Source organism: Janthinobacterium sp. FW305-129, from assembly GCF_020858115.1.
In the GTDB taxonomy this organism is placed as follows: Bacteria; Pseudomonadota; Gammaproteobacteria; order Burkholderiales; family Burkholderiaceae_D; genus Janthinobacterium.
Genome location: NZ_JACYMM010000004.1, coordinates 434,404 through 455,620 on the forward strand (window position 1 = coordinate 434,404; position 21,217 = coordinate 455,620).

Consider the following 21,217-nt stretch of genomic DNA (forward strand, 5'->3'; position numbering starts at 1 on the left):
CTGGCGCGCGTCTTGGCCTGGTCAGGTGTTGCAAGACGTAAAGACGCTGTCCGGAATGTCGCCGACAAACAGGTTGGGGAAGTCGCGTACCGACAGGTGCTGCGCGTCGTTGCCCGTGACCATGCGCAGCAGGCGGTTGCCGCCGGCCTCCAGGTAAAAGACCGAGGGCGGCTTGCCCGCCCGCTCGACTACCCAGGCGTCCGCCTCCCGGCCCAGCACGCTGTGGCGGCCGTCGTGACGGGCACTGCCGTCCAGCAGCACCGCTTGCGGCAGGAACACGGCATGGAACGGCGTCACCTCGTCGGCCAGTGCCGTGCCCTGCAGCTGTTCGCCAGTGGCCTGCGCCTGCCTCGCGTAGGCCACTTTCTGCTTGCGGCTTTGTTCGCGCCTGGCATCGCCGATTTCCGACATCCACAGCAGGTGTCCATGTTCCTTTTCCGGCCAGGGATTGAACAGGCCATCGATGCGGCAGATGTTGCGGGCATAGTCGAACCAGCAATAGCCGGACGTGACCTGGTCGTCCTCCTGCATCGGTGTCCAGTAGGAAATATAGGCGCTGCTCCATTGCAGCGGCAGCAGCGGCGGGGCGAGGTGTGTCGGCATGGTATCTCCCTTAGCGGCCCAGCGCGTAGCCGAGGCTTGCCATCAGCGCTTCCTGCAGCGACGGCAAGTCCTTGCGGCGCGCGTCGAAGCTGGCGGTCAGCTCTTCATTACTCAGTCCGATACGCTCGCCCACGCTTTCAAACCACAGGCGGCTGCTGTTGGCGTGGTCCTTGAACAATTGCATCAGGGGCATGGCGCGGGCATTGAAGCTGTCCAGGGCGGCCGCCGCGCCGGCTTCGGTATTGAGGACCTTGACCAGCAGCAGGGCAGCCACCACCGCCATGGTGGTGCCATGGCCGATGGAAAAATGCCCCGATTGCAGCGCATCGCCGAGCAGCACGAACTTGCCGTCGCAGGCCCGGTCGTGGCTGAGGGTCATGAAGTTGCGCCAGCCCTGGCCCGGTTGGCTCTGCAGCGCGTGCTCACCGAGTTCGGCCTTGAATGTGTTGGCGATAGCAGCGGCGGCATCGCGTTCGGACAGCGCTTCCAGCCCCGCCTTGGCGTACGTTTCTTCGCTGCATTCGACGATAAAGGTGCTCATCGTGTCCGAGTACTTATAGGCGTGGCCGATGAAAATGCCGTGCTCATTGCTGCGGAACACCAGATTCATCTGGTCGAACAGCTGGGTGGTGCCGTACCAGATGTATTTGTTGCGGCCGAAATCGATGTGCGGCGCCAGCGCGGGCGGCAAGTCCAGCGATTTGTAATTGACGCCATTCGACACCACCACCAGGTCGTACTCGGATTCCAGCTGCGCCTTGTCGGCCGGCGGCGTTTCATAGCGGATGGCGATACCGGCCGCCACGCACTTGGCGCGCAGGGCCTGCACCAGGGCCTGGCGTCCGACGCCGCACAGGGTAACGCCGGTGCTCATCAGGTTGGGCTGGTCGTGATGCACGAGCTTGAATTCTTCCAGGAACTGCGGATTGAGCCGTTCCGGCTGCTCCAGGTAAGAGAGCGGATTGGCGGGATGGCGTGGCGGCCGTCCCGGCAGCACCACGCCCCAGCCCAGCACTTCTTCCGGGGTGTTTTTTTCCGTAATGCGGATATCCCAGCCGGGCTGGGCCTGTTTCATCTGACTGGCGAAGAGCAGGCCTGCGGGGCCGGCGCCGATAACGAGAATGTTCATTAATTTACCCTTCCAAGTTTGTACCAAACGTTTTGTTTCTTCTGGATTTGCTGCAATTCATCGTAAGGAACCGATGTGAAGTACAGTTTCTCTGCCATGTCCGGCGGATAAACACGGGGGAATTTCTTGTGCATGTAGCGCGTGTAGCGCGTCTGCAGGAAGAAAATCAGATTCGGATTGCTCAGCGCTTCATAGTTGGCGATCGCCATGTCCTGCATGGCGTCCGCCTGCACCTTGCGCTGCTGCGTGAATTCGGACAGGGCGGGGCCCAGGGCATTGCCGTGCTTTTCCAGCAGGGAAACGAAGACGTGGACGTCTTCCAGCGCCATGTTCATGCCTTGTCCGAGGAAGGGGGCGGTGGCATGCGCCGCATCGCCGATCAGCAGGATATTGGCCTTGTAGTGGAAGGTGCTGGAACGGACATTGATGAGGTCGTTGCTGGGCAGCGCCATGAACTGGTCCAGCATCTCCTGGCGGCGGTCCGGCGGCAGGGTGCCGAAGTAGCGGCTGAAGAAGTCGGCCATGGCTTCGCGGTTCAGCGTGCCCAGGCTGGGCGTGCCGGTGTAGGGCAGGCACAGGGCGAAGCTGATGCTGCCGTCCGGAATGGTGGCCGCGCGGCCGGCAAACAGGCCCTTGGAATCCATGCCGAAGAAGTACAGCAAGTCCTTCCGGAAACCCAGGTCCGCCGCGTTCGGCAACACCAGCGTCTTGTAGCCGTGGCGGAAGTAACTTTGTTTGAACTCGAAACGGCGCATGCCGCTTTGCATGGCGCGCCGCACGGCCGAGTGGGCGCCGTCGGCGCCAATGACCAGGTCGCCATACAACTGCTGCACGGTGCCGTCCTGGCCCTGGATCAGCACAATCTTTCTTTCCAGGTCGACATCCAGGCATTTATGCTCAAAGTAATACTTCACCGCGTGCTTGACGGCATGCCGGTTCAGCAGGCGCTGGAAGGCCGTGCGGTCCAGCGAGAGGGGAAACAGGCCTTCGAGCGGGGTCAGCTCGCGTATCCGGTGCCGGCCGCCCACGCTGAACGCCATGCCGACGATGGGTTCGCCGCACTGGTCGAGTTCCTGTTTGCTGATGCCCGCTCCCAGGACGGCCTTGATGCCGCGCACCGTCATGCTCACGCCGATGGCGCGCGAGTTGACCGGATCGGTGTTTGCGGCATTTTTCAGCAACGGATCGCCGCGCTTTTCGATGACGTGGACATCGTGTCCCCGTTGCGCCAGATAAATGGCGCTGAGGCTACCTGCCAGGCCTCCGCCGACGATAATGATTTTATGCATTTCAGGCCTCTCTTGACATCTTTCCCCGAGATAAATCGGTAAGTTGCTGATTAAAAAACTCCAACATTTCGATCGGTGCCATGCCGATGACGTCGCTCTCAAGGCCGCGTGCGTACTGCGCCAGCGCCAGGCATTTCTGCGCCAGCATGTCGCAGCCCTGGCTGTAGTCGCTGCTGACCCGGCTGCTGACGGACTCGGGCACGGGCGGTCCCGCATGGCGGCCGGGCACGCCCGATGGCATGTTCATCAGGGCGGCCGACAGGGGGCGCAGCAGGCCGGTCATGATGTCGATGGACGCATTCATCAGGCGCGAGCGGCGCAGGCTGCCCAGCGGCTGCTGCGCGAAATGGTGCGCCATCAGCAGAAAGGTCAGTTCGTAGCAGCCCTGATACAGCCGCATCAGCGCGCGCGCCTGCTGGTCGGTCACCACCGTGCAGTCCGCGCGCGCTTCGAGCACGGGATTCTTCAGCGCCGGCACGGCCGGCTCGAACGGCTTGCCGCAGGCGGAAAACCTGCCGGCGACGGCACGCAGGCGCTGGAAGTGCGAAGAGGCGAAATGCGGCGAATCGACAGCCACGCCTTCGCCCTGTTCCGTGACGAAGTCGATGGCGAACAGCGCGCTGTCGCGGTCGGACACTTCCAGCTGGTAGCCGGGATAGGCGCGGTTGGTCAGTTCTTTGAGGAACAGGTGGTGCTCGCCGCCGCGCTTGCCGCCGCTGCTCTCGAACAGGCCGGGCAGGTCGGCCAGGGCCTGGCGGATCGCGGTATAGAAGGTAGCAATCGATTTGCCCGGCGTGGGAATATAGTCGGGCCATTCGAAACGCACGAAGCGGGCCAGCACGTGTTCGGAAAATGGCTCAAATGCAAATTCCGTGTCCAGACCGAAACGCTGGCGCGCCTGCTGGCCCAGCAGCGGGGTGCCGCCATAATACGGTTCGCCCAGCGCCATCAGCACATTGTTGACTAATAAGTAGTGAATCATTTCTTCATGGGCGATTTCCAGCAACATGCCGCGCGTACCGCTGTTGCGGCGCCGGTCTTCGCCGCCGCAGGCCAGTTCCAGCTCGGCCGGCAGCCAGCGGCCGGCCCGCACCAGCGCCGCCCCCTGCGCGTAATTGGGAATCGAATACGCGGCATACAGGTATTGCAGCATCAGCGACAATTCCAGGTCGATGGCCTTCTTCAGTTCATCGATCAGCTCCGCCTTGCCGCCGATGACGGGCGTCGGCGCCGGTTGCGGCAGCGCGGCCCTGGCCTTTGCCTCGACCTGCGTCAGGTATTTCAGGAACAGGCGCGATTTTGGCAGCGACAGTTCGCGGGTGCTGGGCATGTAGTAGCTCTTGTCGCGGTTCTGCGGATCGCACATCTGCCACATCAGGCGCGAATACGTTTCGCACTTGCACTGGTCCGCCAGGCTGAAGACCTTGTCCGACATGAAGGGATATACGAGCTCGTAGTAGCTCATCACATGCCGGTAGAGGAAGGCGTAATCGACCTGTTCGGCCGGCACGTCGTCGAGGTCCCAGTCGTCGGGCAGCACGCGCACGCCGAGGTATTGTTTGTCGTTGCCAGTGCCCAGCACGATCCTGGTCGCGCCCGGCTGGCGCCCCGTCAGGGTCAGCGCCGTGTAGCCGTGCCCGAGCGGCGACGGTTGCTGCTCCACGGCCAGCAGCGCGCCGTCTTCGGCCTGCGCCGGCAGGTCTGCGGGTGCCGCCAGCTCGCCGCGGAAGCGGCTTTGTACGGTGATGCTCAGCGGAAAATGCTCGTGCTTGTTTCGGTTAGGCGCTTCCAGGTACAGCTGGTTGCTGTCCGATTGCAGCACCCAGTCTGCCTCGTCCCACTGCGCCTGCGCGCTGCCCAGGCTGAGCGAACCCGAGGCGGGGGCCTGTTGCAGCGGTACGTCGAAGACGCCGTGGTGGCGCCAGTGATCGCGGTACAGCTGCTCGGGAATGCGGGCCAGCACGGTGCCGTCACCGTCCTGCAGCAGCAGGTCGCCCAGCGCCTGCTTGCTGCCCAGGGCATGCGTGGGATGCTGTTCGGAAACAGCATCCGTGCCGCGCGTGGTAAACGGAATGGCGGTCGGCATGTTGAACGCGACGCGGTTCGCGTGCACTTTTACCAGCACGGGCCCGAGGCTGGCCTGGCGCGGCTGCAGCAGGCGGCCGGCCGGATAGGTGGCCAGCTCGTCGCGCCGCCACAGGCCGATGCTGCCGGCCAGGTCGTAGAACACGGGCGAGTCGGGCTTCTGCGGCGTCGACATGTTGAACAGGCAATACTGCACCGTCAGGCCCAGCACCTCGCCGTCGGCCAGTGCTTGCTGCAAGGCATGCATGCTGGCCGGCAGCGCGAGGTCCGCGTTGAACAGGAAATGCGGGTCTTGCTTGGACACGGAAAACTGAAACAGCCTGGAGCGGCCGAATTCATCATCCAGGAAATGCCCGCTGCGTTCCGTGATATGGCCGCTGCCGAGCCAGCGCACCGAATGCGCCTGCGCGATGTCGGCGGTGAACAAGGTGGGCGTGTTTGGCGTGGCCAGTTTGTCGCTCAAGGTGAACTGGCCGGCGTAGATCAGCGTGGTGTCCGGCTGGGCCGGGTTGTTGTCGATCCACCTGGCGCGGTTGAACGTGGTGCGCAGGTACGCGTTGTAGTGGCCCCACAGGGCCAGCTTGGCGCCCACCAGCGCGTCTTGCGTATCGACCTCGCCATCGCGCAGCTGGACGCCCGTGATCCGCGCGTTCTCCCACGAGAAATGATTGTTGCCGCAAAAGTTATAACCCGCCGCCTGGCTGAAGATACCGTCCGGATCGGGCTTGCCCTCCGCATTGAAACGGGGGGCAAGCTGTTTCAGGTGCGCATGGAATTCGGCGGGCGGCCGGCTCAGGTCGACAGCTTCGCCCGCCATCGATACCGCATTCGTGGCGATATCGATGTTGCCATGCGTATTGCGATTCCCGGTCGGCACATTGGCGCGGGCAAAACCCCGAAAATGCAGGCGGGGGAAGTCAAGTAGGCTCATGCGCGCTCGGTCGAGGAAGTGATGAAGGTATCGTTGGCGGCGGCGTCCTCCCGTTGCTCCTCCCGTTGCTCCAGCCGTTGCAGCAACAGGCCGCAGGCTTGCTTGGCGCTGATCAGGCTGCCTTCCATCCAGCCGCAATGCGCGGTATACGCATCCGAGCAGGAAATGATGCCGTCGCGGTGCAGCAGGACGGCCGGGTGCTCGGCTTCCGGCTCCACGCAAAACTCGACGCCATGCGGCCAGAACTTGTGGAAGTGCGCCTTGATCTGCGGCAGCGGCTGGCCATCGAGCGGCAGAACTTCTTCCAGGTGGCTGCGGACACGTTCCAGGTACACGTCTTCACCGAGTTCCAGGCTGTCCCGCCAGTAGGTGGCGCTTTTGCTGTCGGTATAGAACAGCACATACTTGTCGCCCTTGAAGTAGACCTTGCGCAGGGGATTGGCCGCCATCAGCACCTTGTCGGTCAGCCCCAGCGCATCCCACCAGGCCGTGTCGAAGGTGAAAAAACCCTTGAACAGGGGCAGCGAATCGTACTGGAACGGACTCCAGGCGTGCGGGAAGTCCAGGTTCAGGCGCGGCATGGCGGACGGCGGGATGGCCATCACCAGATGGCGTGTGCGGTGCATCTGCGTGTCGCCGTGGTGGCTGAAGGCGAGCACATGGTCGGCGCCGGATTTTTCTACGGACAGCAAACGGTGTTCGAGCCGGAATTCCACCCCGGCGGCCTGGGCCTGGTGCTGCAACTGGCACAGCAGCGCGTGGTAGCCGTCGGTGGCATAGCGCCACTGGTTGCCGGCGTTTTCCGTAAAGTGCTGCGTTTCCGGGTGCTTCCTGATGATGTCGTAGGCCATGGCCGCCGACACCATCGGCAGCAGCAAGGCGTCATAGCCGGTCGCCTTGATGATGTGGGTGGCCTTGGCGGCGCCCAGGTAGTGGCTGACGAACTCGAGGAAGGAGTCGTTCGGATGCTCCTTGAGCATCGGGCTCAGGCTATCGAGCGTTGCCTTCAGCTCTTCCAGCACGCTATCGTGGGAGATGACCTCGGTGAACGGGTAGACCGCATGCGGCAAGCCGCTGCCCTGCATGAGTTGCTGGAAATGCGGATGCAGCTGGGGCGAGTAGCGGGCGGCGCCGAGTTCGGCGATTTCCTCGCCGTCTATTTTCCGCGACTGGATGCGGCCGCCCACCGAGGCGTTCACATCGAATACCCGGATGCGCAGCTTCCTTTTGGCGGCGGCGTCGATCAGGCGGTTGGCGCAAGTTAAGCCGCCTATGCCGGCGCCGACGATGCAAATGTCAGAATACGTGCTCATACGAAGTTCCTTTTTAACGTTCATTAATCAAAAAGCTGCAAAATCGCTAGCAAAAGTTTCCCCGGCACGTGCAGGCGAGGGAGGGGGAACGCTGGGTGTTACCGCACTTGGCGAGCGTTTTCGGCTGGGGAATGAAGAGCCTGGCGAGAACTGGCGTTGTGTCTGGAATGGTCGATTCTTGGCAGCAGAGTTTCTGTTTCAAATCAAAGATGGCACCGACAGTAGCCCAGGCCGCGGGCAGTCAATTTGATAAATATCAATGTAGTTGTCGTCCGCCAGGCGGGTGCTGATAAAGCGGCAATGTTGCTGCGCTGTTCGCAAGCGGGCGGCCGTGACGTCGCTTCCACTTGAATATTGTCAATATTGAATGTTTCGCCAGGGCCGCATACATGCCGTGCCGCCGCCCTGCACCCATTTCTAGGCGGAAAATGGCCGTTCTGGCCCGGTAGTTCCGGATATTTGCTGTCTTATATAAGATTCGTCGCCATCGGATACACAAACAGCGGCAGGACAGTCTAAAATACGTGGTGGGCAAGCACGGCGTCACCGCCGGCACACTAGCCGTCCAAAGCAAGGCTAACCGTCCTGTGTTTGGAATGAAGAAAGTTAACCACCAGGCATCACCGCATACAAGGGAATGAACATGGCAACACAAAAATCCAAAATCATCTACACGCTGACTGACGAGGCGCCGCTGCTCGCGACGTATTCCCTGCTGCCGATTATCAAAAAATTCACCGCGCCGGCCGGCGTGGACGTCGTCTCCAGCGATATTTCGGTGGCGGCACGTGTACTGGCTGAATTTCCCGAATTCCTGACGGACGCGCAAAAAGTCCCGAACACCCTGGCTGAACTGGGCAAATTGACCCAGAATCCAGACACCAACATCATCAAACTGCCGAACATCAGCGCCTCGCAAGGCCAGTTGATCGCTTGCGTGCGCGAATTGCAAGGCCGCGGCTACAAGCTGCCCGACTATCCGGAAGATGCGAAGACGGACGAAGACAAGGCCCTGAAAGCCCGCTACGGCAAGTGCATCGGCAGCTCGGTCAATCCGGTTCTGCGCGAAGGCAACTCCGACCGCCGCGCACCAAAGGCCGTCAAAGAGTATGCGCGCAAGCACCCGCATTCGATGGGCGAGTGGAGCCAGTCGTCGCAAACGCACGTCTCGCACATGCATCATGGCGACTTCTACCATGGCGAAAAGTCGCTGACGCTGGAAAAGGCGCGCGATGTCAAGATGGAACTGGTCACGGCCTCGGGCAAGACCATCGTGCTGAAACCGAAGGTTTCCCTGCAAGCGGGCGAAATCATCGACAGCATGTTCATGAGCAAGAAAGCGCTGCTGGAGTTCTACGAGAAGGAAATCGACGACGCCTTCAAGACGGGCGTGATGTTCTCGCTGCACGTCAAGGCCACCATGATGAAAGTGTCGCACCCGATCGTCTTCGGTCACTGCGTGCGCATTTTCTACAAGGACGCGTTCGCCAAGCACGCGGCGCTGTTCGACAAGCTGGGCGTGAATGTCAACAATGGCATGAGCAACCTGTACGACAAGATCGAGACCCTGCCAGCGTCGCAAAAAGATGAAGTATTGAAAGATTTGCATGCTTGCCACGCGAATCGCCCGGAACTGGCCATGGTCGATTCGGCCAAGGGCATCACCAACTTCCATTCGCCGAACGACATCATCGTCGACGCGTCGATGCCCGCCATGATCCGTATCGGCGGCAAGATGTGGGGCGCCGATGGCCGTCCGAAGGACGTCAAGGCAGTCATGCCGGAATCGACGTTCGCGCGCATCTACCAGGAAATGATCGGTTTCTGCAAATGGCATGGCAACTTCGATCCGAAGACCATGGGCACCGTGCCGAACGTGGGCCTGATGGCGCAGCAAGCGGAAGAATACGGTTCGCACGACAAGACGTTTGAAGTGCCTGAAGGCGGCATCGCCAACATCACCGACCTGGAAACGGGCGAAGTGCTGCTGACGCAAACGGTGGAAGAGGGCGATATCTGGCGCATGTGCCAGGTCAAGGACGCGCCGATCCGCGACTGGGTCAAGCTGGCCGTCACGCGCGCGCGCAACTCGGGCATGCCTGCCGTGTTCTGGCTCGATTCCTATCGTCCGCACGAGAACGAAGTCATCAAGAAGGTCCAGGTGTATCTGAAGGATCACGACACCAGCGGCCTGGACATCCAGATCATGTCGCAGACGCGCGCCATGCGCTACACGCTGGAACGCGCCTTCCGCGGCCTGGACACCATCTCCGTGACCGGCAACATCCTGCGCGACTACCTGACCGATTTGTTCCCGATCCTGGAACTGGGCACGTCCGCCAAGATGCTGTCGATCGTGCCGTTGATGGCCGGTGGCGGCATGTACGAAACGGGCGCCGGCGGTTCGGCACCGAAACACGTCAAGCAACTGGTGGAAGAAAACCATCTGCGCTGGGATTCGCTGGGCGAGTTCCTGGCCCTGGCCGTGTCGCTGGAAGACATGGGCATCAAGACGGGCAATGCGAAGGCTAAAATCCTCGCGAAAACCCTGGACGAAGCCACCGGCAAGCTGCTGGACAACAACAAGTCGCCATCGCCACGCACCGGCGAGCTGGACAACCGCGGCAGCCATTTCTACCTGGCCATGTACTGGGCGCAAGCCCTGGCAGCGCAAAAGGACGACGCGGAACTGGCGGCGCACTTCGCTCCAGTGGCAAAAGCCCTGGCCGACAACGAAGAAAAGATCGTTGCCGAGCTGAAAGCAGTGCAAGGCAAGGAAACGGATATCGGCGGTTACTACCTGCCCGATCCGGCGAAGACGGAAGCCGTCATGCGTCCTAGCGCCAGCCTGAATGCCGTGCTCGACAGCATCTGATGCAGTCATGAAGGCAGTCGGTTCCTGACTGCTGCCTGATAAAAAAACGCCGCCGGAAGCGATTCCGGCGGCGTTTTTCATTTCCCCTCAGGGTTATTGGTAGTGCTTGTAGACTTCGGTGCTGCCATTGTTCTTGACCAGCAAGACGTCGTACGGGTCCTTGCGCGGTCCTTCCATACCTGGCGAGCCCATCGGCATTGCCGGCACGGCCAGGCCTTTCGCCTTGGGTTTTTCGCGCAGCAACTGCTTGATGTCGCTGGCCGGCACGTGGCCTTCGATGGCGTAGCCGTTGACGAGGCCCGTATGGCAGGAACCGAGCGCGTCGGGAATGCCGGACAGCTTGCGGTATTGCGCCGGCATCTCGACATTTTTCGCGCGTACCGAAAAACCGTTCGCTTCCAGGTGCTTGATCCAGTCGGAACAGCAGCCGCACGAAGCGCTCTTGTAGACTTCAATGACGGGCAAGGCCGCCATGGCGAACGTGGGCAGGCCCAGCATGGCGGCGAAGGTGCCGCGCAGTATGTAGTGTTTGATCATGTGTTGCTTTCAGACGAATAGAGTCAATCGTGGCCACACGGGTGGCCTGCTTGGGACGAGCTTGGAATTTATGCGGAAAGCGGCCGCGGGGGCCGGCGCGGGCCGTCGGGAATGAATCCTGTCAGCAAGGCGGTAGCGGCGATGGCGGCATGTTCCGCGCCATTCAGGGCGGCGGCGGGAGGGGCGAGGCAAGGCGGCATCAGCGCGCCCAGGCAAAAGCTGGCGCAGGCGCCGCAGGCGGGGTGTTTGGCAGGGGTCTTGTTGTCTTCCGGCGTGCCGGCGCTGTCCGCGACGGCCGATGACCGTGCAGCGTGATGCGGGCAAGTTGTTGCCATCGCGGCGGCAGGCGATGCATGCACCGGGGCGAGCGGTGCGCACAGCCGCATGGAACCCGCAACGGCCGCTTGCAGCGGCACCGCCGTGATCAACAGCAGGATCAGCCATGTTTTGAAGAATCTGAGCATCGCCTGAAAGTATAGCATAGGGGCAATTTCTTCCAGGAGCAGGCGTCCGCTAGCGCGAGGCGGCGGCCAGCACTTTCGAGGCGTACATGGCCCTGTCCGCATGGCGCAGCAGCAGCTGCATGCTGTCGCCGTCTTCCGGATAGTGGGCGACGCCGATGCTGACGGCGATATGCAACTGGTGCCCGTTGCCCAGGTGCAGCGGTACGGCCAGCGCCGCGTGGATTTTTTGCTCGATCAGGCTGACGTCCGCCGGCGTGGCATTGCTTTCCAGAAGCACAACGAATTCATCGCCGCCCATCCTGGCCAGGGTATCTGTTTCTCGCATGCAATCGCGCAGGCGGCTCGCCACCGTTTGCAGCAGCAGGTCGCCACAGGCATGGCCGTGGTCGTCGTTGACGCGCTTGAAGTTGTCGAGGTCAAGGAACAGCAGCGACAGCCGGCCTTCCTGGCGGTGCGCGCGCGCGAAGGCCGTGTGCAGGCGGTCGTGGAACAGGCGGCGGTTCGGCAAGCGGGTCAGCTCGTCATGCATGGCCATGAACTGCATTTGCGTCTGCAATTGCCGGCGTTCGATGGCGGTGGCTAGTTGCTTGGCGACAAATTGCAGCAAATCCTGGTCTTGTTCCGTGCCGATAACGGCATCCGGGGCGCCTTGCAAGGCCAGCACGCCGATGCTCCCGATGGACGAGTACAGCGGCACGGCCAGCCAGCACGAGGACAGGGCGCAGGCTGCCGTTTGCAGCGCCAGCGGCAAACCGGCCAGCTGTCCCGCCTGCAGCAGCAGGGGGCGGCCGCTGCGCAGAACCTCTTCGCACAGCAGGCTGGCCAGCGACGACGTGGACTGGAGGGCGCTGTCGTCGGCATGGCAGGTCATGGGGGGCTGCGCGCCCTGTTCGTCATGCAGCAGCAAGGTCAGGCTGCGTGTCGGCAAGTGTTCGCCGATGATGTGCTGGATGCGGTGCAGCAGGGCGGGCAAGTCCTGCGTCGCCTGCATGGCTTCGGAAATGGCGTACAGCGCCGCCTGCTTTGCCTGCGCCTGTTTCAGCAAGGTGATGTCGCGCGCCACCGCCACGCGCAGCTGGTCGGCCGCGGACCAGCGCGCCGACCACATGATGTGCGCCAGGCTGCCATCCTTGCGCAGGTAGCGGTTTTCAAAGTGCGTCTGGGCATGGCCGTCCATGATGGCCCGCGCGGCCGCCACAGTGCGCGCGCGGTCGGCGGGGGCGACCATGTCAAGCATGAGCTTGCCGATCATTTCCTGCTGCGTGTAGCCGAAGATGCGTTCGCACGCCGCGCTGACGAAGACAAAGCGGCCATCCACGTCGACCATGCACACGGCGTCGAGCAGTAAGTCGGTAAAGCTGGCCAGCGGCGCGCGCAAAATCTTGTGTTCCATAATGGCATTTTAATAGACATTCCCGGCAGGGATTGAACTTGTTGGGGGTAGGCGGGGCTGCTGGCATGAAAATGTTTCATTTCCCCGACGCTCATGCTTTGCGATTTCTTGCCGTTAAAACAGTATTGCCATGCAATCGCTTGCCAACACCTTCGATACGTGGCGGTGCAGGATTGCGGGCACAGGCAGGATTGCCAGAAAATTAAAATGGGCAATATTTTATCCATGTATCTGTTTTCGTTTTACAAGGCCACATCACCATGACTTCCGTCTCCCCGATCCCGAGCTGGAATCCGACCCCGTCCCGTGTGCAAGGCGCCGCGGCAAGCCGGGCGGACGCGCCAGCCGTGCCGGCGTCCACGCCGTCGACCATCGTTGCCTTTGGTGCGGAGGGCGGGGAGCAGCCCGCCATCTCTTACCTGTTGCCGTCGCCGAAAGTGTGGGAAAGCCCGTCGCACGACGCCGTCAGCGAGCTGATGACGAAGAATTTTGCGCCGTACTATTCGTATGGCGGGCGCTTCGGAGGCCTGGGGGCGGCCATGCTGGACCAGCTCAAGGGCGGCGTGCGCAATATTTCGCAAGCGCTGCTGCAGCCGCCGCCGCGCACGCAACCGGGCCCCTACGCCGAGGCTGCCGGCATTGCGCCGGCCAGCCTGCACGGCAATGGCGAAGACAAGGTCAGCCTCAGCATCACCACCAAAAGCGGCGTCGAGGTCAAGCTGTCTCTCGACAGCCAGGATGACGGCCTGGCCGTGCGCATGACCACCAGCGGCGAACTCAGTGACGCAGAGGTGAAGGCCCTGGGCGACCTGTCCGAAGCGTTCCAGGAAGCCATCGACGGCATGGCGCAGGGCACGCCCAAGGTCAGGCTGGCCGGTTTGATGCAGTTCGACCAGGAAGTGCTGACATCGGTGAACCTGCACGCGGAAGTGCTGGTGCGTGGCGAGCAGAAAAGCACGCAAACCCTGGATTTCCAGGCCGACAGCACGCAACGCAAGGTCAGCTTCGCGGGCGTGGCCGGCTCGCTGGACGTGAAAGTCGACGCCAGCCAGCTGCACGCGCTGGGCAGCAAGGAGCGGCAGGCGAAAGCCCTTGGCAACTATACCAAGCAGATCGACCAGGCAGCCTCGCGCGGCCATGGCGATGCCGGGCTGATGGCCATGTTCAAGGATACGTTGACGGCCTTGCACAGCAATGCGCCCGTGCCGCCAGCCAATGCCGGCCTGCCGGAAGACAGCAAGTGGCGGCTGGCCGCCGAAGACCGGGCCATGCTGACGGGCTTGTCCGACTTCAGCGCGTCCGTTTCGCAAACGGTGAAGTTCAGCAATCCCATGCGTGCATCGGAAAGGGATGGCTTCCATTATGAGCTGTCGCAAAAGACCAGCGTGAGCGGCACCAGCCAGGATGACCGCTCGCTGCGCCAGCAGCAGCAATCGAAGCTGAGCGCCAGTTTCCATCAGTCGCTGGTGCCGGGCTTGCCCCTGCGGCTGACCGACAAGGTGGAGTCGCAAAACTACACGTATCATCAGATCGAGGATACGGCCAGCAGCGATGCGCAAATGGCTTACAAGGATGGCAAACTGGTCAAGGCCAGCCTGCAGCAGGAAGCCAGCCAGTCGACGCACATCATGAAGTATGTGCTGGCCAAGGTGGAATCGGACGTCACCACGCCGACCAGCCATTCGCTGATGCGCGACCTCGTCGCCGATCTGGGGCCGTACAAGACGGGCGAGCTGGGCATGACGCCGGAGAAGAAGGCGGAGCAGCGCCAGCAGTTGCTGCAGACGCTGAGTGAAGATGTGCTGCTGCAATCGTATCCGGGCCAGACCATCAGCCTGTGGCAAGCCGACGTGTTGCCGGAAGAGGGCGAGGCCGCCGCCGCTTAGAGAGGGACAGCGCCCAATGCAAAAAGCCCGTCTGCGAAGACGGGCTTTTTGTTTGCTTGTTGCTTGATCTGGTGCAAACAGTCTATGCCTTGGCCTTGCTTTGCTTGATCCAGTAGCCGACGCCCAGCGCCGCCAGCCACACGGGAATCAGGTAGACGGAGATGCGCAGGCCCGGCGTCAGGTACATGATCACCAGGATGCCGGCCAGGAAGACCAGGCACAGGTAGTTGGTGAACGGATAGCCCAGGCTACGGAACAGTGTCGTCTTGCCCTCGGCCTTCTTTTGCGCGCGGAAGCGCAAATGGATCCAGCTGATCATGGCCCAGTTGATGATCAGCGCCGAGACCACCAGGCCCATCAGCACTTCGAACGCTTCGCCCGGCATGAAGTAATTGACCACCACGCAGGCGCCCGTCGCCAGGGCCGATACGCCCAGGGCGACGAGCGGCACGCCGCGGCGGTTCAGGTGCAACAGCGCGCGCGGCGCGTTGCCCTGCCTGGCCAGACCGAACAGCATGCGCGTGTTGCAGTACACGCCGCTGTTGTAGACGGACAGTGCCGCCGTCAGCACCACCACGTTCAGGGCCGTGGCCACCAGGTTGCTGTCGAGCGCATGGAAGATCAGGACAAAAGGGCTGCCGCCGGTGACGACGTTTTGCCACGGGTACAGCGACAATAAAATGCCCAGCGCGCCGATGTAAAAGATCAGGATGCGGTAGATGGCCTGGTTGGTGGCGCGCGGTATCGTCGTGCTCGGGTCATCCGCTTCGGCTGCCGTGATGCCCACCAGTTCCAGGCCGCCGAACGAGAACATGATGACGGCCATGGCCATCACCAGCCCCTGCCAGCCATTCGGGAAGAAGCCGCCATGCTGCCACAGGTTGGCAACCGAGGCCTGCGGCCCCGCGTCGCCGGAAGCGAGCAGGTAGGCGCCGAAGACGATCATGCCGATGATGGCGACCACCTTGATGATGGCGAACCAGAATTCCATTTCACCAAACGCTTTGACATTCAGCAAACTGATGGCGTTAATCACGCAAAAGAAGACCAGCGCCGAGACCCAGGTGGGCACGCCCGGCCACCAGTACTGCACGTAGATGCCGACGGCCGTCAGTTCGGCCATGCTGACGAGCACATACAGCACCCAGTAATTCCAGCCCGACAAAAAGCCGGGCAGGTGGCCGCAGTATTTGTCGGCAAAATAGCTGAAGGAGCCGGCGACGGGCTCGTCGACGACCATCTCGCCCAGCTGGCGCATGATCAAAAAGGCGATGACGCCGGCAATGCCATAGCCGAGCAGGACCGAGGGGCCGGCCATCTTGATGGTTTGCGCGATGCCCAGAAACAGGCCGGTGCCGATGGCGCCGCCCAGGGCGATGAGCTGGATGTGGCGGCTTTTCAGGCCGCGCTTGAGCTCTTGTGGTTCGGTATTCCCGACTGCCGTCATATGTTTTATCCTGTTTTTACGGGGCTGAGGTCGCTGATTCTAAAGCATGCACGGGCAAAGCAGGAGCGAAATGCATGTTGCACTGCGGAGGCGCAAGAAAAGCCCCGCATCTTCGCCGAACGGCGTGCAAATCCGCCGCCGCCCGCGATGGCGGCACGGTATCATGATGGCCAATTTCAAGGAGTGTGTATGAATCTTGCGCAGCGCAGCCGTTTGCAGGGCATCAGCCTGGGCTTTTTGGCCGGCTATGTCGATACCCTGGGCTTTGTCGCCCTGTTTGGCCTGTTCACGGCCCACGTGACGGGCAACTTCGTGCTGATCGGCGCGGCGCTGGCCAATGCCACGCATGCCTCGATCGCCCTCAAGCTGCTGGCGTTTCCCGCGTTCATACTGGGCGTGGCGGCGGCGCGGCTGTTGACGGTGGCGGCCGAGCGCCGCGGCGGCCCGGCGCTGCGCCTGGCGTTGCTGCTGGAGCTGGCGCTGCTGCTCGGTTTCATGGTGTCTGGCGTGCTGGCCGAACCGCTGGGGCCCGAGCCGGGCGCGCTGGCCATGACGGCCGGCCTGTTCGGCGCGGGGGCCATGGGCGCGCACAGCGCCATCAGCCGGCTGCTGCTGGCCCATTTGGCGCCCACGTCCATGATGACGGGCAACGTCACGCAAATCGTCATCGACACGGTCGACGTGCTGCGCGGCGCGGCCGACGGCGCCACGCGCGAACGCTGCGTGAAATTCTTCTGGCCCCTGCTGGGCTTTGCCGTGGGCGCCATCCTGGCCGCCTTTGCCTACCTGGCCGTGGGCTTTGCCGCGCTGGCCGTGCCGCTGGCCATCCTGCTGGTGCTGATCGCGCTGGAACCGGCGCGCCTGCCTGCCTAGCTCAGGCCGTCGCGACGATGGCCGGTACGTACGCGGCCAGGAACTCGGGCGGCAGGCGGCGCGCGCGGCCGCTGCTCAATTCGATGCAGATCAAGTCCCAGCGTCCGCGCACGACGGTGGCGCCGTCGCTGTCGCGCACCAGCTGGAAGCGCCGTTCCATGCTGGAGCGGCCATCGCTGGCGCACAGCCAGGTGGCCAGGGTCAGCGCTTCGCCGGCCCGCGTCGGCAGCAGGTAGTCGTACTCGCCGCGTCGGATCGCCATGGCCCGGTCCAGGCGCCGGTAATCGTCGAGGTCCAGCCCCAGCGCGGCCGAGTGGTGCCAGGCGATGTGCTCGCACCAGCGCACGTAGACGGCGTTGTTCGTATGCTGCAAGCCGTCGATGTCGCCCGGTTCCGGCGTGACGGGCAGGGTATGGGCGTGCGGATAATCCCAGTTCAAGTGCGCTCCTTTCGAGACGGTGGCGGCCGATTGTACGTGCTCGCGGCCGTTTGCGCTGGTGCCGCGCACGGTATGAAACAGTGTTTTTTATCTTGATGTATGATGCATCATAATTTCAAAAGATCAAAAACACGCATGAATCAGCAATTGGACACTCTGCAGCACGTCAACCTGGGCAAGTCCGTGTACGCGATGCTGCGCGAGGCGCTGGCGGCCGGACGTTTCCGGCCGAACGACCGCCTGCGCATCCGCGAGCTGGCGCTGCAGCTGGGCACCAGCGTGACGCCCGTGCGCGACGCCATGCTGCAACTGGTGCAGGAAGAGGCGCTGGTGCTGCGCTCGCCGCGCGACTTCCGCGTGCCCGTGCTCAGCGTGGCGCGCTACCTGGAAATCCGCGCGCTGCGCCTGGAACTGGAAGGGCTGGGCGCGTTCGAGGCGGCGCAGCGCATCGACGCCGCCACCCTGGCCGACCTGGAACGCCTGCTGCAGGCCAATGAAGAGGCGATTGCGCGGCACGACCTGGCGGCGGCCCTGCAATGCAACCAGGCGTTTCACCTGGGCCTGGCGCAGGCGGCCGGCATGCCGATGTTAAAACGCTTCGTCGACCACCTGTGGATGCAGACGGCGCCCCTGATCGCCGCCGGCTATGCCAGTTTTTCGCCCGATATGCGCGTCGGCCACCACCACGCCATCATAGTCGCGCTGCGCCAGCGCGACGGCGCGGCCGCGCGGCGCGCCATCGAACAGGACATCCTCGACGGCGGCACGCAGATGCTGGCGTATGTGATGCGCCAGGAGCGCATGCACGCCAGCGCAACAGAACAGGACAAGGAAGAACATGACGCAGATCAAGCACAAGATTGAACAGAACGTTGAACAGAAAACCGCCATCGTCACGGGTGCCAGCCGCGGCATCGGCCATGCTGTGGCGGAGCGCTTCCGCAGCCTGGGCTGGCGCGTGATCACCGTCTCGCGCAGCCCGATACCGGGCGGCTGCCCGCGCAGCCAGGAGCACAACACGCATGTGTGCATGGATTTGTCGGACCTGAGCCAGATCGGGCAGATGGTCGACACCCTGCGCCCCATGCTGGGCGACGCCAAATTGCACGCGCTGGTGAACAACGCGGGCGTGTCGCCGAAGGGGCCGGGCGGCTCGCGCGTCAATTCGCTGACCACCGACATGCAGACCTGGCAGGAAATGTACAACACGAATTTTTTTGCGCCGCTGGCCCTGACGCGCGGTTTTGCGCAGGAATTGTCGAACGCGCACGGCTCCGTCGTAAACCTGTGCTCGATCGCCGGCTACCGCGTGCACCCGTTTGCCGGTTCCGCCTACGCCAGCTCGAAGGCGGCGCTGGCGTCGCTGACGCGCGAGATGGCCAACGACATGGCGCCGTTGAACGTGCGCGTGAATGCGATTGCGCCGGGCGAGATCGACACGGCGATCCTGTCGCCCGGTACTTCGCACATCGTCGACACGCAAATCCCCCTGCGCCGCCTGGGCACGACGGCCGAAGTGGCGGATCTGGTGGAGTTTTTATGCAGCGAGCGCGCCTCGTACATCACGGGCGCCGAGATTCCCATCGACGGCGGCCAGCGCATTTGAGGAAAATCATGGTGTTCGGGTCGCTGGCGCCCCGTTGCCGCAGCACTGGCTGCGACGCCGTGAGCATGCGCCGCCTTGCGCCGGGTGCTGGCCGCCTGGCTATTTATTCAGCTGCGCGTCCAATTGCGCCTGCAGGGCGGCCACCACCAGCGCGTGGTCGTCCGCCTGCGCCAGGCCGGACACGGTGACCGTGCCGACCAGTCCCACGCCGCGTATCAGCAGGGGAAACGCGCCGCCGTGGCCCGCATACTCGACGTCATCGAGGTATTTCACGTCTTCGAAGGTGCTGCCGCGGCTTTTATACGAGATGCCCATATAGTAGGAGCTGCGGCAAAAGCGCTGCACCGTGTTGTTCTTGCGGCGTATCCAGTCCGCCTGGTCCGCCGTGGCGCCCGTCATGGCGTGGTGGAACAGGACCTGGCCGTTGCGCGTGATATTCACGGTGACGGCCTTGCCCCGCTTGCGCACTTCCTCGACGATCCACAGGCCCACGGCCAGCGCGGCGTCGTTGTCGAAGCGTTCGAATTGCAGGGATTCTTCCTGCTGCGCCAGGGTGTGCAGCAAATCGGCGTAATGATCCATCGTGGGGGCGGGTGGTAGTGGCTGGAAGCGCTACTGTAGCGCACCATGGGGGCTTTTTGGGTAATGCGGCTAAAATAGGCGGCATGACCCTGTCCCTGTTTGCCGATGAAGACCAGGCCCCGGCCGGCCCCGCGCCGCTGGTGCCGGGTTCGTCCGCGTCGGTGCTGCTGCGCGCTTTTGCGCTGCCGTATCTGCCCGAACTGCTGCCGGCGCTGGATGCCATCGTGCTGGCGGCGCCCCTGCGCCACATGGCCACGCCGGGCGGCTTGCGCATGTCCGTTGCCATGAGCAATTGCGGCGCCCTGGGCTGGGTCACGGATGGACGCGGCTACCGCTATGCGCGCCTCGATCCTGCCAGCGGTTTGCCTTGGCCGCCGATGCCGCCCGTGTTCCTGCGCCTGGCGCAGGAGGCGGCGCTGGCGGCCGGCTATGCGGGCTTTGTCCCCGACGCCTGCCTGGTCAACCGCTATGCGCCCGGTGCGCGCATGGCCCTGCACCAGGACCGCGACGAATGCGATTTCACGGCGCCCATCGTTTCCGTCTCGCTCGGTCTACCTGCCACCTTTTTGTTCGGCGGGGCGCAGCGGGCCGACAAGGCTGCCCGCATCCCCCTGCTGCATGGCGACGTGGTGGTGTGGGGCGGCGCCGACCGCCTGCGCTTCCACGGCGTGGCGCCCCTGAAAGAGGGCGAGCACGCGGTGCTGGGCGCGCAGCGCATCAATCTGACGTTTCGCAAGGCCGGCTGATCTGTCGTTAATGCCTCATTAATGCAAGGTACTTGCAAATACGGCGCTTTTTCTCCATGATATGCAACTTGTTTGCATATGGAGCCATGACCATGAAGCGCGATTCCCTTTCCACGTCCCTGCCCGACGTGGCGGCCGGCCCCCACCTGGGCCACCCCTTGCCACTGGAATGGGTCGGCATGCAGGGCATCGCCTTGCCGCTGTGGCTGGAAGAGGGCGGGCAGGCGCAGCAAGTGCATGCCTGGGCCGACGTACAAGTCGACTTACCCGATCCGCAAGTGAAGGGCATCCACATGTCGCGTTTGTATCTGCTGCTCGATGCGTTTGCCGCCGCGCAGCCGCTCGATGCGGGCGCGCTGGCCGCCGTGTTGCGGCGCATGGTCGACAGCCATGCCGATTGCGGCAGCACGCAGGCGCGCCTGGCGCTGGCGTTTCCCGTGCTGCGGCGCCAGCCGGCGCTGCTGACGGCGGGGCTGTCGGGCTGGAAATCGTATCCCGTGCGCCTGCAAGCCAGTGTTTCTCCGCAGGGCTTTGCCCTGTCCCTGACGGTGGAGGTCGGTTATTCCTCGACCTGCCCCTGTTCGGCGGCGCTGGCACGGCAATTGCTGGCCGACGCCTTCGCGGCGCAGTTCGGTGGGGGCGCCATCGATGGCGCCGCCGCCGGCGCCTGGCTGCGCGAACACGCGAGCCTGGCCACGCCGCACAGCCAGCGCAGCACGGCGACGGTCACGGTGCCATTGACGCAGCAGGCCGAGCTGGACCTGTTTCCCCTGATCGACCTGGTGGAAGCGGCGCTGGCGACACCCCTGCAGACGGCCGTGAAACGGGCCGACGAACAGGCGTTCGCGCGCTTGAATGGTGCTAACCTGATGTATGTGGAAGATGCTGCCCGCCGCGTGCAGGCGGCGCTGGCGCCGCATTATGCGCAGGCGCGTGTTACCGTACGGCATATGGAAAGCCTGCATCCGCACGATGCCATGGCGCAGGCGGGCAAGCTTGCCGGAGAATATTAGTCAACC

18 protein-coding genes are annotated in these 21,217 nt (G+C 63.2%); 7 read left to right on the forward strand and 11 right to left on the reverse strand.

The genetic code is table 11. The annotated features are described in order from the left end of the window. Window positions 1–21: 21 nt before the first annotated feature. Genes vioE through IGS61_RS10875 form a run of 5 tightly spaced genes read right to left on the reverse strand, consistent with a single transcriptional unit; the run spans window position 22 to window position 7,350 of the window. On the reverse strand, window positions 22–603 hold the full coding sequence (gene vioE / locus IGS61_RS10855; RefSeq protein ID WP_230539589.1) for a violacein biosynthesis enzyme VioE: 582 nt from the start codon (window positions 601–603) through the stop codon (window positions 22–24). 10 nt (window positions 604–613) lie between these two features. Continuing rightward, the gene (locus IGS61_RS10860; RefSeq protein WP_230539590.1) at window positions 614–1,732 is read right to left on the reverse strand and encodes a tryptophan hydroxylase; all 1,119 of its coding nucleotides are present in this window, start codon (window positions 1,730–1,732) and stop codon (window positions 614–616) included. Continuing rightward, the gene (locus IGS61_RS10865; protein WP_230539591.1) at window positions 1,732–3,021 is read right to left on the reverse strand and encodes an FAD-dependent oxidoreductase; all 1,290 of its coding nucleotides are present in this window, start codon (window positions 3,019–3,021) and stop codon (window positions 1,732–1,734) included. Before IGS61_RS10865 ends, IGS61_RS10860 begins: the two co-directional genes overlap by 1 nt. Window position 3,022: 1 nt before the next feature. Then, a complete protein-coding gene (gene vioB / locus IGS61_RS10870) occupies window positions 3,023–6,037 on the reverse strand; it encodes an iminophenyl-pyruvate dimer synthase VioB (protein ID WP_230539592.1) in 3,015 nt (1,004 codons plus the stop codon). Further along, window positions 6,034–7,350, reverse strand: coding sequence for an FAD-dependent oxidoreductase (locus IGS61_RS10875; protein ID WP_230539593.1), 1,317 nt, complete (start codon window positions 7,348–7,350; stop codon window positions 6,034–6,036). The genes vioB and IGS61_RS10875 overlap by 4 nt, the downstream gene beginning before the upstream one ends. A 643-nt stretch (window positions 7,351–7,993) precedes the next feature. Here IGS61_RS10875 and IGS61_RS10880 point away from each other — a divergent pair. After that, the gene (locus IGS61_RS10880; RefSeq protein WP_230539594.1) at window positions 7,994–10,225 is read left to right on the forward strand and encodes an NADP-dependent isocitrate dehydrogenase; all 2,232 of its coding nucleotides are present in this window, start codon (window positions 7,994–7,996) and stop codon (window positions 10,223–10,225) included. Window positions 10,226–10,318: 93 nt separating this feature from the next. Here the strand turns inward: IGS61_RS10880 and IGS61_RS10885 are convergent, their stop codons facing one another. From IGS61_RS10885 to IGS61_RS10895, 3 genes are all read right to left on the reverse strand, one after another. Then, window positions 10,319–10,762 (reverse strand): DUF411 domain-containing protein, encoded by a 444-nt coding sequence (locus IGS61_RS10885; protein WP_230539595.1) that lies wholly within the window; start codon window positions 10,760–10,762, stop codon window positions 10,319–10,321. A gap of 68 nt (window positions 10,763–10,830) precedes the next feature. After that, window positions 10,831–11,226 carry a hypothetical protein gene (locus IGS61_RS10890; protein WP_230539596.1) on the reverse strand — a complete coding sequence of 132 codons (396 nt, stop codon included), beginning with the start codon at window positions 11,224–11,226 and terminating at the stop codon, window positions 10,831–10,833. Between the two features lie 49 nt (window positions 11,227–11,275). Then, window positions 11,276–12,619 carry a sensor domain-containing protein gene (locus tag IGS61_RS10895; RefSeq protein WP_230539597.1) on the reverse strand — a complete coding sequence of 448 codons (1,344 nt, stop codon included), beginning with the start codon at window positions 12,617–12,619 and terminating at the stop codon, window positions 11,276–11,278. Window positions 12,620–12,879: 260 nt separating this feature from the next. On the opposite strand from IGS61_RS10895, the gene IGS61_RS10900 reads away from it, so the two are divergent. Continuing rightward, window positions 12,880–14,505 carry a hypothetical protein gene (locus IGS61_RS10900; RefSeq protein ID WP_230539598.1) on the forward strand — a complete coding sequence of 542 codons (1,626 nt, stop codon included), beginning with the start codon at window positions 12,880–12,882 and terminating at the stop codon, window positions 14,503–14,505. An 82-nt stretch (window positions 14,506–14,587) separates the two neighbouring features. Here IGS61_RS10900 and IGS61_RS10905 read toward each other — a convergent pair whose 3' ends face one another. After that, window positions 14,588–15,952, reverse strand: a complete 1,365-nt coding sequence (locus IGS61_RS10905; protein WP_230539599.1) for an amino acid permease — start codon at window positions 15,950–15,952, stop codon at window positions 14,588–14,590. A gap of 189 nt (window positions 15,953–16,141) precedes the next feature. Between IGS61_RS10905 and IGS61_RS10910 the strand changes: the two genes are divergently transcribed. After that, window positions 16,142–16,825, forward strand: coding sequence for a YoaK family protein (locus IGS61_RS10910; protein WP_230539600.1), 684 nt, complete (start codon window positions 16,142–16,144; stop codon window positions 16,823–16,825). A 1-nt stretch (window position 16,826) separates the two neighbouring features. Here the strand turns inward: IGS61_RS10910 and IGS61_RS10915 are convergent, their stop codons facing one another. Then, entirely contained in the window at window positions 16,827–17,264 is a 438-nt protein-coding gene (locus tag IGS61_RS10915) for an acyl-CoA thioesterase (protein ID WP_230539601.1), read from the reverse strand. 135 nt (window positions 17,265–17,399) lie between these two features. Between IGS61_RS10915 and IGS61_RS10920 the strand changes: the two genes are divergently transcribed. Further along, entirely contained in the window at window positions 17,400–18,128 is a 729-nt protein-coding gene (locus IGS61_RS10920) for a GntR family transcriptional regulator (protein ID WP_230539602.1), read from the forward strand. Continuing rightward, window positions 18,103–18,870 (forward strand): SDR family NAD(P)-dependent oxidoreductase, encoded by a 768-nt coding sequence (locus IGS61_RS10925; RefSeq protein WP_230539603.1) that lies wholly within the window; start codon window positions 18,103–18,105, stop codon window positions 18,868–18,870. Before IGS61_RS10920 ends, IGS61_RS10925 begins: the two co-directional genes overlap by 26 nt. Before the next feature lie 99 nt (window positions 18,871–18,969). Here IGS61_RS10925 and IGS61_RS10930 read toward each other — a convergent pair whose 3' ends face one another. Further along, window positions 18,970–19,452: a heme-degrading domain-containing protein gene (locus tag IGS61_RS10930; protein WP_230539604.1), complete on the reverse strand. Its 483-nt coding sequence runs from the start codon at window positions 19,450–19,452 to the stop codon at window positions 18,970–18,972. An 83-nt stretch (window positions 19,453–19,535) separates the two neighbouring features. Here IGS61_RS10930 and alkB point away from each other — a divergent pair, with 83 nt between their 5' ends. Both alkB and folE2 read left to right on the forward strand, forming a co-directional pair. Next, window positions 19,536–20,198, forward strand: coding sequence for a DNA oxidative demethylase AlkB (gene alkB / locus IGS61_RS10935; protein ID WP_230539605.1), 663 nt, complete (start codon window positions 19,536–19,538; stop codon window positions 20,196–20,198). An 86-nt stretch (window positions 20,199–20,284) separates the two neighbouring features. After that, window positions 20,285–21,211 carry a GTP cyclohydrolase FolE2 gene (folE2, locus tag IGS61_RS10940; protein WP_230539606.1) on the forward strand — a complete coding sequence of 309 codons (927 nt, stop codon included), beginning with the start codon at window positions 20,285–20,287 and terminating at the stop codon, window positions 21,209–21,211. Window positions 21,212–21,217: the final 6 nt, after the last annotated feature.

Coding starts and splice junctions, on each gene's coding strand:
- vioE (WP_230539589.1), bottom strand. CDS start 603: ATGCCGACACACCTCGCCCCGCCGCTGCTGCCGCTGCAATGGAGCAGC.
- IGS61_RS10860 (WP_230539590.1), bottom strand. CDS start 1,732: ATGAACATTCTCGTTATCGGCGCCGGCCCCGCAGGCCTGCTCTTCGCC.
- IGS61_RS10865 (WP_230539591.1), bottom strand. CDS start 3,021: ATGCATAAAATCATTATCGTCGGCGGAGGCCTGGCAGGTAGCCTCAGC.
- vioB (WP_230539592.1), bottom strand. CDS start 6,037: ATGAGCCTACTTGACTTCCCCCGCCTGCATTTTCGGGGTTTTGCCCGC.
- IGS61_RS10875 (WP_230539593.1), bottom strand. CDS start 7,350: ATGAGCACGTATTCTGACATTTGCATCGTCGGCGCCGGCATAGGCGGC.
- IGS61_RS10880 (WP_230539594.1), top strand. CDS start 7,994: ATGGCAACACAAAAATCCAAAATCATCTACACGCTGACTGACGAGGCG.
- IGS61_RS10885 (WP_230539595.1), bottom strand. CDS start 10,762: ATGATCAAACACTACATACTGCGCGGCACCTTCGCCGCCATGCTGGGC.
- IGS61_RS10890 (WP_230539596.1), bottom strand. CDS start 11,226: ATGCTCAGATTCTTCAAAACATGGCTGATCCTGCTGTTGATCACGGCG.
- IGS61_RS10895 (WP_230539597.1), bottom strand. CDS start 12,619: ATGGAACACAAGATTTTGCGCGCGCCGCTGGCCAGCTTTACCGACTTA.
- IGS61_RS10900 (WP_230539598.1), top strand. CDS start 12,880: ATGACTTCCGTCTCCCCGATCCCGAGCTGGAATCCGACCCCGTCCCGT.
- IGS61_RS10905 (WP_230539599.1), bottom strand. CDS start 15,952: ATGACGGCAGTCGGGAATACCGAACCACAAGAGCTCAAGCGCGGCCTG.
- IGS61_RS10910 (WP_230539600.1), top strand. CDS start 16,142: ATGAATCTTGCGCAGCGCAGCCGTTTGCAGGGCATCAGCCTGGGCTTT.
- IGS61_RS10920 (WP_230539602.1), top strand. CDS start 17,400: ATGAATCAGCAATTGGACACTCTGCAGCACGTCAACCTGGGCAAGTCC.
- IGS61_RS10925 (WP_230539603.1), top strand. CDS start 18,103: ATGACGCAGATCAAGCACAAGATTGAACAGAACGTTGAACAGAAAACC.
- IGS61_RS10930 (WP_230539604.1), bottom strand. CDS start 19,452: ATGGATCATTACGCCGATTTGCTGCACACCCTGGCGCAGCAGGAAGAA.
- alkB (WP_230539605.1), top strand. CDS start 19,536: ATGACCCTGTCCCTGTTTGCCGATGAAGACCAGGCCCCGGCCGGCCCC.
- folE2 (WP_230539606.1), top strand. CDS start 20,285: ATGACCATGAAGCGCGATTCCCTTTCCACGTCCCTGCCCGACGTGGCG.